Origin of the sequence: Streptomyces aurantiacus, from assembly GCF_027107535.1 — a bacterium.
Taxonomy (GTDB): Bacteria; Actinomycetota; Actinomycetes; order Streptomycetales; family Streptomycetaceae; genus Streptomyces.
This window is the reverse complement of sequence record NZ_CP114283.1, coordinates 5,735,267-5,748,548: the sequence shown is the minus strand read 5'-3', so window position 1 is coordinate 5,748,548 and position 13,282 is coordinate 5,735,267. Positions and strand designations below refer to the sequence as shown.

Annotated in this window: 13 protein-coding genes; 9 read left to right on the top strand and 4 right to left on the bottom strand. The window is 68.4% G+C overall.

Annotation, left to right across the window (positions count from 1 at the left end; all coding sequences use genetic code 11):
* Positions 1 to 153 precede the first annotated feature (153 nt).
* Complete coding sequence (locus O1Q96_RS27765) at positions 154 to 1,170, bottom strand: LacI family DNA-binding transcriptional regulator (RefSeq protein ID WP_269250745.1); 1,017 nt, start codon at positions 1,168 to 1,170, stop codon at positions 154 to 156.
* A gap of 283 nt (positions 1,171 to 1,453) precedes the next feature.
* Between O1Q96_RS27765 and O1Q96_RS27760 the strand changes: the two genes are divergently transcribed.
* From O1Q96_RS27760 to O1Q96_RS27735, 6 genes are all read left to right on the top strand, one after another.
* A complete protein-coding gene (locus O1Q96_RS27760) occupies positions 1,454 to 2,767 on the top strand; it encodes an ABC transporter substrate-binding protein (protein ID WP_269250744.1) in 1,314 nt (437 codons plus the stop codon).
* A gap of 111 nt (positions 2,768 to 2,878) precedes the next feature.
* On the top strand, positions 2,879 to 3,874 hold the full coding sequence (locus O1Q96_RS27755; RefSeq protein ID WP_269250743.1) for a carbohydrate ABC transporter permease: 996 nt from the start codon (positions 2,879 to 2,881) through the stop codon (positions 3,872 to 3,874).
* A 13-nt stretch (positions 3,875 to 3,887) separates the two neighbouring features.
* Complete coding sequence (locus tag O1Q96_RS27750) at positions 3,888 to 4,829, top strand: carbohydrate ABC transporter permease (RefSeq protein ID WP_269250742.1); 942 nt, start codon at positions 3,888 to 3,890, stop codon at positions 4,827 to 4,829.
* Between the two features lie 91 nt (positions 4,830 to 4,920).
* Complete coding sequence (locus O1Q96_RS27745; protein ID WP_269250741.1) at positions 4,921 to 6,381, top strand: GH1 family beta-glucosidase; 1,461 nt, start codon at positions 4,921 to 4,923, stop codon at positions 6,379 to 6,381.
* A gap of 210 nt (positions 6,382 to 6,591) precedes the next feature.
* Positions 6,592 to 7,431: an endonuclease/exonuclease/phosphatase family protein gene (locus O1Q96_RS27740; protein ID WP_269250740.1), complete on the top strand. Its 840-nt coding sequence runs from the start codon at positions 6,592 to 6,594 to the stop codon at positions 7,429 to 7,431.
* Positions 7,432 to 7,575: 144 nt separating this feature from the next.
* On the top strand, positions 7,576 to 8,034 hold the full coding sequence (locus O1Q96_RS27735) for a PPOX class F420-dependent oxidoreductase (protein ID WP_269250739.1): 459 nt from the start codon (positions 7,576 to 7,578) through the stop codon (positions 8,032 to 8,034).
* A 193-nt stretch (positions 8,035 to 8,227) separates the two neighbouring features.
* Here O1Q96_RS27735 and O1Q96_RS27730 read toward each other — a convergent pair whose 3' ends face one another.
* On the bottom strand, positions 8,228 to 8,557 hold the full coding sequence (locus O1Q96_RS27730) for an antibiotic biosynthesis monooxygenase family protein (protein ID WP_269250738.1): 330 nt from the start codon (positions 8,555 to 8,557) through the stop codon (positions 8,228 to 8,230).
* A 172-nt stretch (positions 8,558 to 8,729) separates the two neighbouring features.
* Between O1Q96_RS27730 and O1Q96_RS27725 the strand changes: the two genes are divergently transcribed.
* Together O1Q96_RS27725 and O1Q96_RS27720 are read left to right on the top strand one after the other, a co-directional pair.
* Positions 8,730 to 9,065, top strand: coding sequence for a hypothetical protein (locus tag O1Q96_RS27725; protein ID WP_269250737.1), 336 nt, complete (start codon positions 8,730 to 8,732; stop codon positions 9,063 to 9,065).
* A 131-nt stretch (positions 9,066 to 9,196) separates the two neighbouring features.
* Positions 9,197 to 10,645: a WGR domain-containing protein gene (locus O1Q96_RS27720; protein WP_269250736.1), complete on the top strand. Its 1,449-nt coding sequence runs from the start codon at positions 9,197 to 9,199 to the stop codon at positions 10,643 to 10,645.
* A gap of 33 nt (positions 10,646 to 10,678) precedes the next feature.
* Here O1Q96_RS27720 and O1Q96_RS27715 read toward each other — a convergent pair whose 3' ends face one another.
* Positions 10,679 to 10,996 (bottom strand): hypothetical protein, encoded by a 318-nt coding sequence (locus O1Q96_RS27715; RefSeq protein WP_269250735.1) that lies wholly within the window; start codon positions 10,994 to 10,996, stop codon positions 10,679 to 10,681.
* Between the two features lie 518 nt (positions 10,997 to 11,514).
* Between O1Q96_RS27715 and O1Q96_RS27710 the strand changes: the two genes are divergently transcribed.
* On the top strand, positions 11,515 to 12,087 hold the full coding sequence (locus O1Q96_RS27710; RefSeq protein ID WP_269250734.1) for a dihydrofolate reductase family protein: 573 nt from the start codon (positions 11,515 to 11,517) through the stop codon (positions 12,085 to 12,087).
* Between the two features lie 191 nt (positions 12,088 to 12,278).
* Here O1Q96_RS27710 and O1Q96_RS27705 read toward each other — a convergent pair whose 3' ends face one another.
* Positions 12,279 to 13,106, bottom strand: a complete 828-nt coding sequence (locus O1Q96_RS27705; RefSeq protein ID WP_269250733.1) for an NPP1 family protein — start codon at positions 13,104 to 13,106, stop codon at positions 12,279 to 12,281.
* Positions 13,107 to 13,282: the final 176 nt, after the last annotated feature.

Genomic DNA, 13,282 nt, shown 5'->3' with positions numbered 1-13,282 from the left:
CGGTGCCTGAGGGTGGCGTCGCTTCACGAAGACGCGCTCCGACCGGACGCGGAGCTCGTTCGCCCGCTCCCGTGCGCCGCGCCCTTGTGTCGCATGGGCACGCGTCCGGCCAAGGCCGCGGGGGCACCGACTGCGAGCACTCGTCCTGAACCCCTACGACGATTCGCGCACCACGAGTTCGGTGGGAAGGACCACGTGCTGGCGCGACTCCTCGGGATCGCCGATCTCCTTGAGGAGGATGTGGGCGATCGTGCTGCCGATCTCCTCGATGGGCTGACGTACGCTCGTCAGAGGCGGGTTGCTGTGCCGGGCGATGATGGAGTCGTCGAAACCGACCACCGCCACGTCGCCGGGAACGCTGCGCTTCTGCCTGCGCAACTCCGCAAGGGCGCCCACCGCCATGACGTCCGATGCGACGAACACCGCGTCGAGCTGGGGAACTTGTTCAAGGAGTGAACGCATGGCGGCCTCGCCACCCTCCTCGGTGAAGTCCGCCTGAGCCACAAGCCGGTCGGTGACTTCGTGTCCTGCCTTCTCGAGGGCCTCCCGCCAGCCCTGGAGCCGGCTTCGTGCCACGTCCATGTCGAGGGGGCCGCTGATCGTGGTGACGGTCCGCCGCCCGCGTGCGAGCAGGTGGCCGACGGCCGCCGCGGCCCCGCCCGCGTTGTCTGAGTGGACGTGGCTGAGCGACTCGGCGGGGGAGCGGCGGCCGGCGAGCACCGTGGGCAGGCCCATGTCCTCCAGCAGTCCCGGCAGCGGATCGTGCTCGTGCACCGAGACCAGGAGGACTCCGTCGACGCGCCGCTCCGCCACCGACTCGGTGAGCTGGTCCCGCTCCGCCTGGTCGCGTACGAGCACCAGTTGGAGCTGTGTCCTCGTTTCCGCGAGGGCTGTGCTGACCCCGCGGATGACCGCCGAGAAGTAGGGCTCGGAGCCCAGCCTGCTCTCCGACTCGGGGATCACCAGGGCCACGGAGTTGGTCCTGCTCGTCACCAGCCCCCGGGCCACCGAGTTCGGTACGTAGTTCAGCTCGGCGATGGCGGCGAGCACCGCGGCCCTGGCCTGCTCGCTGACGAGCTCCGAGCCGTTGATGACTCGTGAAACCGTGGTGCGTCCGACGCCGGCGCGCGCGGCCACGGTCTTGATGGTCGGGCGTTGCCTGCCCACCATGACGCCTCCCTCGCTTGCGCGCTGCCAGATGGCTTTCACCTGCGCATTGTGCCAGACCCTCGCAGAGCGCCCGCAGGCCTTGAGCGGAGCGGTGCGACATCTTCCGGAAACGAAGCGGGTTCAACTTCTTGACAGACGCCTTTCGTGGCGGCCAGGCTTCGGGCTTCCGAGTGGGCACGTTCCCACCAAGGTTTGGGAACGTACCCACCGGACAAATCGTGCCTGCGGAGCGGACCGTGGGGCTCGAACTCCGGTGCGTCAGCGCCGCCGCTAGGAGGGCGAAATGGACAAGTTCCGAAGGAAGTTGCGCAGGAGAGTTGTGACCGCCGTATCGGCCGTGTCAGCTCTCGGGCTGGTCGTGGGCTGTGGGGGCAGCGACGGAGGAGGCACGGGCGGGGGCAAGAAGGACGGCAAGGTCACCATCACCATGGGCCTGTTCGGCGTCATGGGCTTCAAGGAGACCGGGCTGCTCGACAAGTACATGAAGGAAAACCCGAATGTCACCATCAAGGCGGACATAGCGGGTGACGAGCAGACCTACTACACAGCACTGCAGACCCACCTGGCCGCCGGCAGCGGGTTGAAGGACATCCAGGGCATAGAGATCGGCCGGGCCAAGGAACTGTCCGACACGCAGAAGGACAAGTTCGTCGACCTGGCCGGGGTGGCCGGGACGGACCACTTCCTTCCGTGGAAGCAGAGTCAGGTCACCGCCTCGGACAAGAAGGTCATCGGCCTCGGCACCGACATCGGCCCGATGGCCGTCTGCTACCGCAAGGACCTCTTCGAGCAGGCCGGCCTGCCCACCGACCGCGACGAGGTCGCCAAGCTGTGGGAGGGCGACTGGTCGAAGTACGTATCCACGGGCAAGCGGTTCAAGCAGAAGTCCAAGGCCGACAAGGTCGCCTTCATGGACAGCTCCAGCGGGCTCTTCAACGCCATGATCTACGGCAACTCGCAGCAGTTCTACGACAAGGACGGCGAGCTGATCTACGGCTCCAACCCCGTCGTGAAGGACGCGTGGAAGCTGGCCTCCGAGGCGGCCACCTCCGATCTGACCGCGAAGCTCCGCCAGTTCCAGCCCGGCTGGGACCCGGGCCTGGCCAACAGCACCTTCGCCACCACCGTCTGCCCGGCGTGGATGCTCGCGCACATCAGCGAGAAGGCGGGCCCGAAGAACAAGGGCAAGTGGGACGTGGCCAAGGCGCCCAAGGGCGCCAACTGGGGCGGAGCGTTCCTCGGCGTGATGGAGAAGAGCCCCGTCAAGAAGGAAGCGCAGGATCTCGTCGCCTGGCTCACCGCCCCTGAGCAGCAGGCGTACCTCTTCAAGAAGATCGGCAACTTCCCCTCGTCACAGACGGCGTTGGAGATGCCCGAAGTCGTCGACGCCAAGTCGGACTACTTCAGTGGCGCACCCATCGGGAAGATCTTCGGCGCAGCGGCCCAGGAGATCCCCGACGAGCAGGTGCTCGGCCGCAAGGACGGCACGATCAAGGACATCTTCTCGCAGGGTCTGACCTTGATCGAGGCGCAGAACAAGAGCCCGAACGAGGCGTGGAAGACCACTGACAAGCGCATCGAGAAGGCCGCCGGCTGACCTCGGCTCCCCTCGCTGCTTCTCCGTAGCCGCCCGGCGCCCCACGCACGGCCCGCGTGGGCCGCCGGGCCCCTGCCCGCCTCCCCCACCTTCCAGGAAGGACGCCCTCCGGTGGCCATCTCCACCTCGACACCCTCAGACGGTGCGCCCGGCGCCGCCCCGCCGACCGGAACCGGCACGGGCGGGGAACGTCAGCGCCGCAGTACGCTGCTGCACCGCCTCGACGTACGGGGTGCCCCGTACGCCTTCGTCGCCCCGTTCTTCGTCGTCTTCGCGGCCTTCAGCTTCTACCCGCTCGTCTACACCTCGTGGATCTCCCTGCACCGCGTCGAACTGTCGACCCTGAGCCTCATGGAGTGGGTCGGCTTCGACAACTACACGGCCCTGTGGGACGACGACCGCTTCTGGAACGCGCTGCTCAACACGATCACCATCGGCGTCCTGTCGACCGTGCCGCAACTGCTGATGGCGCTCGGGCTGGCTCATCTCCTCAACTACCGGCTGCGTGGCTCGACGTTCTTCCGCGTGGCCGCCCTGACGCCCTACGCCACATCGGTGGGTGCCGCGGCCCTCGTGTTCACGATGCTCTTCGAGCGCGACTTCGGAATGATCAACTGGATGCTGAGCCTTGTCGGCGTCGAGAACGTCGACTGGGAGAACAACAAGTGGGCCGCGCAGACGGCCATCTCGACGATCGTCATCTGGCGCTGGACCGGCTACAACGCGCTGCTCTACCTCGCCGCGATGCAGGCGATCCCGCGCGACCGCTACGAGGCCGCGGCCATCGACGGCGCCTCGCGATGGCAGCAGTTCCTCAAGGTCACCGTCCCCGGCATCCGGTCCACCATCGTGTTCACCATCGTCCTGTCCACGATCGGCGCCACCCAGCTCTTCGGTGAGCCCCTGATCTTCGGTCAGGGCCCGAACGGCATCACCGGGGGAGCGGACAACCAGTACCAGACGCTGGGACTTCTGCTGTACGAGGAGGGCTGGAAGAACTACCAGATGGGCCGGGCCGCCACCGTCGCCTGGGCGATGTTCCTGCTGCTCATTGCCGTGTTCGTCGTCCAACGAATCGTCAAGCGCGTCGCGGCGCGCAAGGCCTGACCGGGAGACTTCCATGACCACAGACAGCATCCCGGTCCAGGCGGCCGACGCACGCCCCGACACCGCACGCAAGATCCGCAAGAGCGCCCCGCCCGGCGGACAGGGCCGACGACTGTTCCGGTACCCGGGTGCCGGACGCCAGCATCACGCGGGTCCCCTCGCCTACATCCTGCTCGGAATCGCGGCGCTGTTCTCCCTCTTCCCGCTCTACTGGACGATGGTCGCGGCGTCGAGTGACAACACGCGCGTCACCCAGACGCCTCCGCCGTTCCTGCCCGGACCCCACCTTCTGGACAACCTCGGCAAGGCCTGGCAGGACGCCGCACTGGGCAAGGCCATGCTCAACAGCCTGATCGTGGCCGGTGTGATCGCCCTGTCCACGGTGCTCTTCGCCACTCTCGCCGGCTTCGCGTTCGCCAAACTGCGCTTCAAGGGCCGCAACATCCTGCTGATGCTCGTCATCGGCACGATGATGGTGCCGCCGCAACTCGGCGTCGTACCACTGTTCATGATGATGACCGAGCTGGGCTGGGGGCAGAAGCTGCCCGCCGTCATCTTCCCCACGCTCGTCAGCGCCGTAGGTGTCTTCTTCATGCGGCAGTACCTGATGGAGGCGCTGCCCGACGAACTCGTCGAGGCCGGGAGGGTGGACGGCGCGCACTCCCTGCGCATCTTCTGGAGCATCGTGCTGCCGATCGCCCGGCCGCCCATGGCCGTCCTGTTCATGATCACGTTCGTGCACGCCTGGAACGACTTCTTCTGGCCGTTCATCGTCCTCGACATGACCAATCCGACGGTCCCCGTCGCGCTCACGCAGCTGAGCGCGGGATACGTGCGCGACCAGTCGCTGATCATGGCGGGCGCCCTGCTCGGCACGCTGCCCCTGCTGGCCATGTTCATCGTGTTCGGCCGCCAGATCGTCGGGGGAATCATGCAGGGAGCGGTCAAGGGATGAGCGCCCTGCCGTCCCCCCGCTGTCGCGACCCTTCGGAGCCCGCCGCCACATTTCGCCGTTCCCGCCCCCAGCACTTCTGGAAGGACCCCACGTGACCACCGTTACCCGACGTGTCGCGCCCGCCCCGCAGAGCACCACCGGCATCAGGTTCCCGCAGGGATTCACCTGGGGCACGGCGACCGCCGCGTACCAGATCGAGGGCGCCGCCTCCGTGGACGGACGCACCCCTTCGATCTGGGACACCTACTCGCGCACGCCCGGCAGGGTGCGCAACGGCGACACCGGTGACGTTGCCACCGACCACTACCACCGCTGGCGCGAGGACGTCGCGATCATGGCCGACCTCGGCGTGAGCGCCTATCGGTTCTCACTGTCGTGGCCGCGGGTGCAGCCGACGGGCCGCGGCCCGGCCGTCGAGAAGGGACTCGACTTCTACCGTGCCCTGACCGACGCCCTGCTGGAGAAGGGCATCGAGCCGGTCGTCACGCTCTATCACTGGGACCTGCCGCAGGAGTTGGAGGACGCGGGCGGCTGGCCGGAGCGTGTCACCACCGACCGGTTCGCCGACTACGCGACCCTCGCGGCCCGTGCGCTGGGCGACCGGGTGAAGACCTGGACCACCCTCAACGAGCCCTGGTGCAGCGCCTTCCTCGGATACGGATCGGGCGTCCACGCGCCCGGGCGTACCGACCCCGTCGCGGCCCTGCGCGCCGCTCACCACCTCAACCTCGCCCACGGCAAGGCCGTCCAGGCGCTGCGCGCCGAACTGCCGTCCCGCGCGCGGGCGTCCATCACGCTCAACATCCACCATGTCCGTGCGCTGACCGACAGCGCCGCCGACCTCGACGCGGCCCGCCGGATCGACGCGCTGGCCAACCGCGTCTTCACCGGTCCTGTGCTGGAAGGCCAGTACCCGCAGGATCTCCTCCAGGACACGGCCGGCCTGACCGACTGGTCCTTCGTGCGGGACGGAGACACCGCCACGATCCACCAGCCGCTGGACTTCCTGGGCGTCAACTACTACACGCCCACTCTCGTCTCCGCCGCCACCGGTGAGGCCGGCCACGGCTCCGACGGTCACGGGATGAGCGAGCACAGTCCCTGGCCGGGCGCCGACCAGGTCGCCTTCCACCGCCCTCCGGGCACCACGACGGCGATGGGCTGGGCCGTCGACCCGACCGGCTTGTACGACCTGCTGATGCGGCTCAAGGCGGACCACCCGGCGATGCCTTTGATGATCACCGAGAACGGGGCCGCGTTCGACGACTACGTCAATCCGGAGGGCGAGGTGGCCGACCCCGACCGCATCGCCTACCTGCACGGTCACCTGGCGGCCGTGCAGCGGGCGATCGTCGCGGGTGTCGACGTGCGGGGCTACTTCCTGTGGTCCCTGCTGGACAACTTCGAGTGGGGCTACGGCTACAGCAAGCGTTTCGGTGCCGTCTACGTCGACTACCCCACCGGTAAGCGCATCCCGAAGGCCAGCGCGCGGTGGTACGCCGACGTGGCCCGCACCGGTTCGTTGCCGGACAGGGACGGCATGAACAGTTGAGTTCACGTGTGACGCCGCAGCACTCCGCGTGACTTCGGCGATCCCGGGACGATCTTCGCCCCTGCCCCCGCGTCGCTCCGGGGCAGGGGCCCCGGCCGAAGCCGTGAAGGGTCCGATGAAGGGGCAGAATCGTTTCTCGGCTCACAGCTTCGTCGCATAACCTCGTGGATGAAAGCGCCGGATGGCACGTGTATCCACCTTGCGGAGGCGATGGTGCTCGGAAGCGGCACGCGGTTGTTCGCGGGCGCCATGGCCGTGGCATTCATGCTGCTGGTCGGCCCCAGTGCACCGAGCGGTGCCCTCTTCGTCAGGTCCCTGCCCGTGGGTGCGGTCAACGAGGTCGTACCGAACCGGGTCATGACGTGGAACATCTGCAATCCCTGCGACGAGAACAACGTCAACCGGGCGTCGGAGATCGCCACGTACGCGCCGCAGGTCATCGGGATGCAGGAGGCGTGCGTGCGTGACGTCGAGAGGATCCGCGAGCATCTCGAGAACCTCTACGGGCTGGTGTACCACGTCGAGTACGGGATGGTGCTCAACGACTGGGGCCGTTGCGGCGGAGTGCCGTGGAGCCCGGGAGCCTTCGGCCAGGCGATCCTCTCGGCGGCACCGATGACGGACCGCGTCCACGTGGAATACCCCGACGGCGGATCCGAGGACCGTGGGTACATGGCAGTCACCACCATGGTGGGCGGCCAGTCGGTCCGGGTCTTCAACACGCACCTCGCCCAGCGACGCCAGGAAGCGGTCCGGGAGAAGCAGATCGGCGTACTCGCCAAAGCATTCGCCCGGCACGAACGCGCCATCGCCCTCGGCGACTTCAACGCCGTGCCGGAGGCTCCCGAGCTCAGCCGAGTATGGGCACTGGCCGAGGACACGGATCCCCAGTGCCGTCCCGCTCCCATCGGCACCTGCGAGCCGACCACCGACTGGAACAGCAAGTTCGACTACGTCTTCCTACGAGGCATCGCCCCGATCGAGCACAGGGTGCGGCCCACTCCGTACTCGGACCACCACGCGCTCTACACCGACGTGGACCCGGCTTGAGACGTCTCACGTACCCAAGCCGCTGAACAGAACCGGCCGGTCTTCGCGAAGGACATGGCGGTCTTTGAGACCTTCGGCGAGACGCCACGTCGGATGCACGGCAGCCATGAAATTTCCGCGACGGTTTCCGACGTTCATCTGATCATGAGTCAAGGTCCGGCACCTCGCCCGCTGTCCGACGAAGCCCTCTCCGACCTGCTCGGCAAGCAGCAGTTCGGCACGCTCGCCACTGTCAAGCGCAACGGCCGCCCTCACCTGACCACCATGCTCTACAGCTGGGACGGGGAGGCCCGCGTGCTGCGGTTCTCGACGACCGCCGACCGCATCAAGGTCAAGCACCTGCGGCACGACCCGCATGCGGCGCTGCATGTGCAGGGCGGCGACGTGTGGTCGTTCGCCGTCGCCGAGGGCGAGGCGGAGGTCTCCGAGATCACGAAGGCCCCAGGTGACGCGGTCGGACGGGAACTGCTCGGGATGATCCCGCAAGCGGCGAAGCCGGAGGACGAAGACGCGTTCCTGGAGCAGTTGGTCACCGAACGCCGAGTGGTCGTCCGGTTGAAGGTGGACAGGCTGTACGGAACGGCGCTGGACATCGACGGATAGCCATGACGGATCCGTGCGGGTCCCAGTCACCCCGCTGTGACCGGGACCGGCACGGTGACCGCAAGACGAGCGACGAGCCTCCAGGTCGGCCTGGCACCGGACATTGCTCCATTCGGAGGAGGTACGGGAACCGAGCAGGAGAGGCTCGTGCCGCAGCTCGGGAACGTGAGCGAGCGGTGAGGGCCGTGCGGGGTTACGCGACCGGCGGTCCGGTCTGCTGCACGACTTCGAACGACCACAGTGTGGACCCGCTCGCCGCGGGCTTGGGACGCTCGCCGCCCTTTGCCTCGCCGCCCTGGTGGGCCGCCTTCATGGGGCCTTCCATCCAGGCGGTGAAGGACTCCTCGTCACGCCACCGCGTGTAGACCAGGTAGTCGTCAGTGCCCTCCACGGGGCGGAGGAGCTCGAACCACTCGAAGCCGTCGGAGTTCTCGACGGCACCCGCGCGGGAGGCGAAGCGCTTCTCGAGGGTTTCCCGCTGCTCGGCCGGGACGGTCAGGACGTTGATCTTGACGATGCTCATGGAGCCATCTTGCCGCGATCCGTTCGGCGTCGGGCGCGCGGGGCTCCGGATGACGCAATGCGGCGGTGGCCGGCCCACCGCGACGCCATCCGGAGTAAGGCTGCAGACCTTCGGCGCCCCAGCCCCAGTTCCCTGCCCCTGCCGGTGCGGAACGGCAGGCAGAATCGCTCGCGTGAACGTGCACGACGCACCGCAGAAGACTCCTGACGGACATCACATCATCGTTGGCGGGCGGAAGTGGCGGGCCACCGATCCCGCCCTGCCGGAGGACATCGCGGCCCGGCTGCGACGCCACCTCATGGCGGCTCGCCGTGCGGTGCGCTCAGCGACCACCGCCGGAGACGAGCAGGCCGAGCGGGCGGCACGCGCACGCGTGCACCAGGCGAAGACCGCGCTGGGGGAACGCGGCACGCCCTGGTGGGAACAGTCCACGGACCAACGACGTCAACGATGGGAGGACCACCTCGCGGAACTCGATGCGGACTCACCGGATCGAAGAGACGGCTGACCCGCCCGCCCGTGGCTGCTGTTGCCCGCGGAACCGGCCTGATCAGTGCGATGTCAGTGCCCGCCTCTACGGTGTGAGCAGTGGGACCCGCCGAAGAGAGAGCGGGCTCGCGCCTTGGGGAGGGGTCTGTCATGACCAGTGGGTCCGCGTCGACGACGTATCTGGAGCTGTCGCAGGAGGACGGCGCAGCACACAAGTTCTACGAAGTGGCCGTCGATGGCCCGGTGGTGACAGTGCGGTACGGACGTATCGGTGCCGCCGGTCAGACCCAGATGACGACGTTCCCCACCGCGGACAAGGCCCGGTCCGCGGCGGCGAAGAAGGTGGGGGAGAAGGTCCGCAAGGGATACGCCCCGGCCGTCGCAGGGCAGCGCGCGCCGCGCGCCGTGACCCGGCGTCAGGTGGCTTCGGCCCCTTCCACCGCGCGCGCCGTGGCCCCCGTGCTGTGGCGTTTCCGCACCGGATCGTCGGCGTTCGGTATTCACGTCGACGACGACCGTTGCTGGGTCGGCAATCAGGCGGGCGATGTCTTCACCCTGGACCACGACGGCGGCGTCCTGGCTCGCTTCAGTCTTCCGGACGGTGTGAAGTGCCTGGTCGCGGACGACTTCTGGATCTATGCGGGGTGTGACGACGGCAGGGTCTACGACCTGTCCTCGAAGCTGCCGTTCGCGGCGTACGACGTCGCGGCGGACGTCGACATCTTCTGGCTGGACATCCACGAGGGCGTCCTGAACGTCTCGGACCGCGAGGGCCGGCTGACGGTGATCGACCATGAGGACGAGCACCAGTGGGCCCGCCGCAGCCAGGGCGAGCACGCCTGGATGGTCCGTGCCGACGACCGTGCGGTCTACCACGGCCACCAGCGCGGGGTGAGTGCCTACGCGCCCGACGGAAGCGGCGAGTTGTGGCACACGCCGACCCGCGGCGGCGTCCTGTTCGGCTGGCAGGAACAGGACGCCGTGTACGCGGGGACCGCGCACCGCGTGGTCCAGCGGCTGTCCAAGGCGACCGGCACGGTCGAGGCCACCTACGCCTGTGACAGCGCGGTCTATTCGTGCGCGACCTCGCCCGGTGGCCGGTTCGTCTTCGCCGGGGACGCGTCCTCCTCTGTCTACTGCTTCGACCGGGACGGCACCCGCCTGTGGAAGCTCGGCACGGGGGGCGGTTCGGCGCTGTCGATGCAGTACCACGACGAGCGGCTCTACCTGGTGACCACGGACGGCTCACTGGTGTGCGTGGACGCCGGCGAGACGGCCATCTCGGCCGCGCAGCAGGGCACGATCCCGGTGGCGCGGGACGTCAAGCTCGCCGAGGCCCTGCCCACCTACGCACCGGCGACGGCCGCAACCGCGCTGGCGAGTGTGGCCCGTGCTCCCGCCGGAGCCATCGTCGTCGAGTGCGTCTCCACGGCGGGCCGACTGCGTGTCCACGTGGTGTCCGAGGGATACGAACCCTCCTGGAACGTCCAGTTCCCGCGCACGATACGAGAGCCCGGAGCCCGCTACGTCGTCGACGCCCTGCACGCGGCGGCCGGTGGTTTCTACCGGGTCCGCGGCGACATCCGCCGCCTGCTGTGACGGCGACCGCCGCACCGCACACCACGTGCGTTGTCAGGCACTGCGGCCGATCGTCATGGACCAGCGCACCGATGACGGCCCGTTGACCGAGACGGTCCCCTTCTTCTCCGCTCCCGCGACGCGTACCCGGTTGTAGGTGGTGCTTGCTTCACCGTCGGCGCACTCCAGCGGGAAGTCGACCTTCACCGGCTTCACGGAGACCTTGATCTCTCCCTTGCCCTGGCATCGGACAGCCACGATCAGGGCGCCGCCCTTTCTGCCCTCGATGAATTCGAAGGTGCCGCCACCACGAGTCTCGCCCTGACGGCCTGCGAGCGTCTCGGTGTCGTCCAGTTCGGGCGGGGACTTCACCGTGTTCCGTTCAGGGGCGGGGGAAGTCACAGGTGCTGTCGGCCTGGGCGCAGCGGGCTCGGGAGGGCTCGTGGCGTCCGACTGGCCGGACGTGCAGGCAACCCCGAGCAGCAGCACGGCCGTCGACACCAGGCTCAACCCCACGGAAGGCCGCCGGGACACTACTCGGTCTCCCGGACGTCGCAATCGACATGGACAGGCGCGAGGAGTATCGCGTTCATCGTGGTCCCCCTTGGTGCGGTTCACGTGGACGTGCTGGTTTCGACCTGCTCCCGGCCGGCCGACCACCTCCGGAACCGTACGTGACCAGCGGTACTTGTCGCCGTCTGACTCTGACGGTGGTATCCAGACCGGAGAATGCGGGATCGCCCTGTTCCGCATCGGGTGACGCGCGAGTACGCCGTCCAGGTTCGACTCACGGTGAAAGCGTCGCCGTTTCCCGGTGCCGCGACCAGAGTTGAGCTCGCGGGGAGCAGCGGCGCCGGACGGCGGCGCCCGCGGAGCCGAGGAGATTCGCGATGAGCAAAGTAGTGCTGGACGTGTCGATGTCCCTGGACGGGTTCACGGCAGGACCGAACGTCGGTGAGAAGGAGCCCATGGGCGCCGGCGGCGAAGGACTGCACGAATGGATGTCCGGGGACGGGCCGGACGGCGCGGTCGACGTCGCCGTCCGTGAGGCAGTGGACGCGAGGGTCGGGGCCGTCGTCATCGGGCGGCGCACGTTCGACCTCGGCCTGGGGCTATGGGGCGGCACGCCATGGCCTGGCGTCCCGAGCTTCGTGGTCACGCACCGGACCAGGGAGGACCTGCTCGGCGACAACGGAGGGACGTTCGCCTTCGACGGTCTGGAGGCCGCGGCCAGGCGTGCCAAGGAGGCCGCGGGGGACAAGGACGTCCTGGTGCTGGGCGCAGACGTAGCCCGCCAGTTGCTCGGGGCGGGCCTGATCGACGAGGTGAGCGTGCACCTCGTCCCCCTGCTGCTGGGGCAGGGCACGCCGCTGTTCGCCGGGGAGCGGGCCGAACTGATCCCGCAGGGAAAGCCTGTCACGGGGTCCGTGACCCACCTGCGCTACCGCGTCGCGAATCGCTGACGTCCGCACTGCGCGGCAGGAACGACAGAGGCTGGACGGGATCAGGCTGCTCGGCCGGCGTTGCCGGCAGTGCGCTGGTGCGAAACGCGGCGCCTCGCAGGACGCCCGCGGGGCAGGTGCCCGGGACAGGCGGCGGCCGCCGACGGAGGGGGAGTGCCGTCGGCGGCCGCCGCGCGTGACCGGGCAGTCGGTCAGCCGCTGCCCGTGGGGTCGAAGGGGATGTTCGACGGCTTGGCCCGCTGCAGCTCGGTGGTGAACCTGCCGTCCTTGAGCGGGAAGTTGGCGTCACCCCAGGTGGCACTGTTCAGCTTCGACTGGAGGTTGACGCCGTTGTTGCCGCTCGGGAAGCTGTTCCAGCTCACGAGGCCCGGGGTGTCCCATCCGCCGTCCCCCCAGGCTTCCGCCCGCTCCCCGGCCTTGGCGAAGCGCATCGAGTGGGTGCTGCCGCCTTCCTTGTGGTAGACGGCCTTGGCGCGCTTGCCGTCCCTCTCGACGTCGTAGTACGGCTTGGTCGTGTACTGGCCGTGGGCGGACACGGACACGTAGTCGGGGAAGTCCACGCCCTGTTTCACCCAGACCACGACGGACTCCCAGTCGTGACGGTGCGACGTGGGGGTGCAGCCGGCGCAGCTCATGTCCTTCTCGAAGTACAGGGTGTAGACGATCCCGCACCAGCCGTTGTTGCACTTGACGCGCGAGTACGTGTTGGCCTTGCCGAGGTGGTTGCTGCGGCACTGACCCGTGACGGGTCCGCTGTCGTCGAGGCCGCCGTTGAGGTTGCCGTCGCGGTCGATGGCGGCCGCGGGGAAGCAGCTGTTGGAGTCGTAGTCGAAGAGCGGCATGAACGTCTGCTGGAACGAAGTGGTTCCCACGGGCAACGGGGTCAGCACCCCGGCGGACGAGCTGCCCGTCAGGCCGACGGTCAGCGCGCCCGCGCTGACGGCGACGAGGGCGGCCTTGCCGAGGCGGGACTTCCTTGTGCTTTTCCGTGCCTGAGACGTGGGGAGTTCCTGGGACATGGGGGGTGCTCCAGAGTCGCTCGGTGTGCCGGAGTCCGGTTGGCCCGACCGACGCTGGCAGTGTGGAGGTTGAAAGGCACTTCCTTTGATCGGGGCAATCAACTCCGCGGGCCGCGGGCGGCTGTTCGCTGTGCTGTTCCGGCGCTGTCATCAACGCCACATCTCCCGCGGACAGG

Coding starts and splice junctions, on each gene's coding strand:
- O1Q96_RS27765 (WP_269250745.1), bottom strand. CDS start 1,170: ATGGTGGGCAGGCAACGCCCGACCATCAAGACCGTGGCCGCGCGCGCC.
- O1Q96_RS27760 (WP_269250744.1), top strand. CDS start 1,454: ATGGACAAGTTCCGAAGGAAGTTGCGCAGGAGAGTTGTGACCGCCGTA.
- O1Q96_RS27750 (WP_269250742.1), top strand. CDS start 3,888: ATGACCACAGACAGCATCCCGGTCCAGGCGGCCGACGCACGCCCCGAC.
- O1Q96_RS27740 (WP_269250740.1), top strand. CDS start 6,592: ATGGTGCTCGGAAGCGGCACGCGGTTGTTCGCGGGCGCCATGGCCGTG.
- O1Q96_RS27735 (WP_269250739.1), top strand. CDS start 7,576: ATGAGTCAAGGTCCGGCACCTCGCCCGCTGTCCGACGAAGCCCTCTCC.
- O1Q96_RS27730 (WP_269250738.1), bottom strand. CDS start 8,557: ATGAGCATCGTCAAGATCAACGTCCTGACCGTCCCGGCCGAGCAGCGG.
- O1Q96_RS27720 (WP_269250736.1), top strand. CDS start 9,197: ATGACCAGTGGGTCCGCGTCGACGACGTATCTGGAGCTGTCGCAGGAG.
- O1Q96_RS27710 (WP_269250734.1), top strand. CDS start 11,515: ATGAGCAAAGTAGTGCTGGACGTGTCGATGTCCCTGGACGGGTTCACG.
- O1Q96_RS27705 (WP_269250733.1), bottom strand. CDS start 13,106: ATGTCCCAGGAACTCCCCACGTCTCAGGCACGGAAAAGCACAAGGAAG.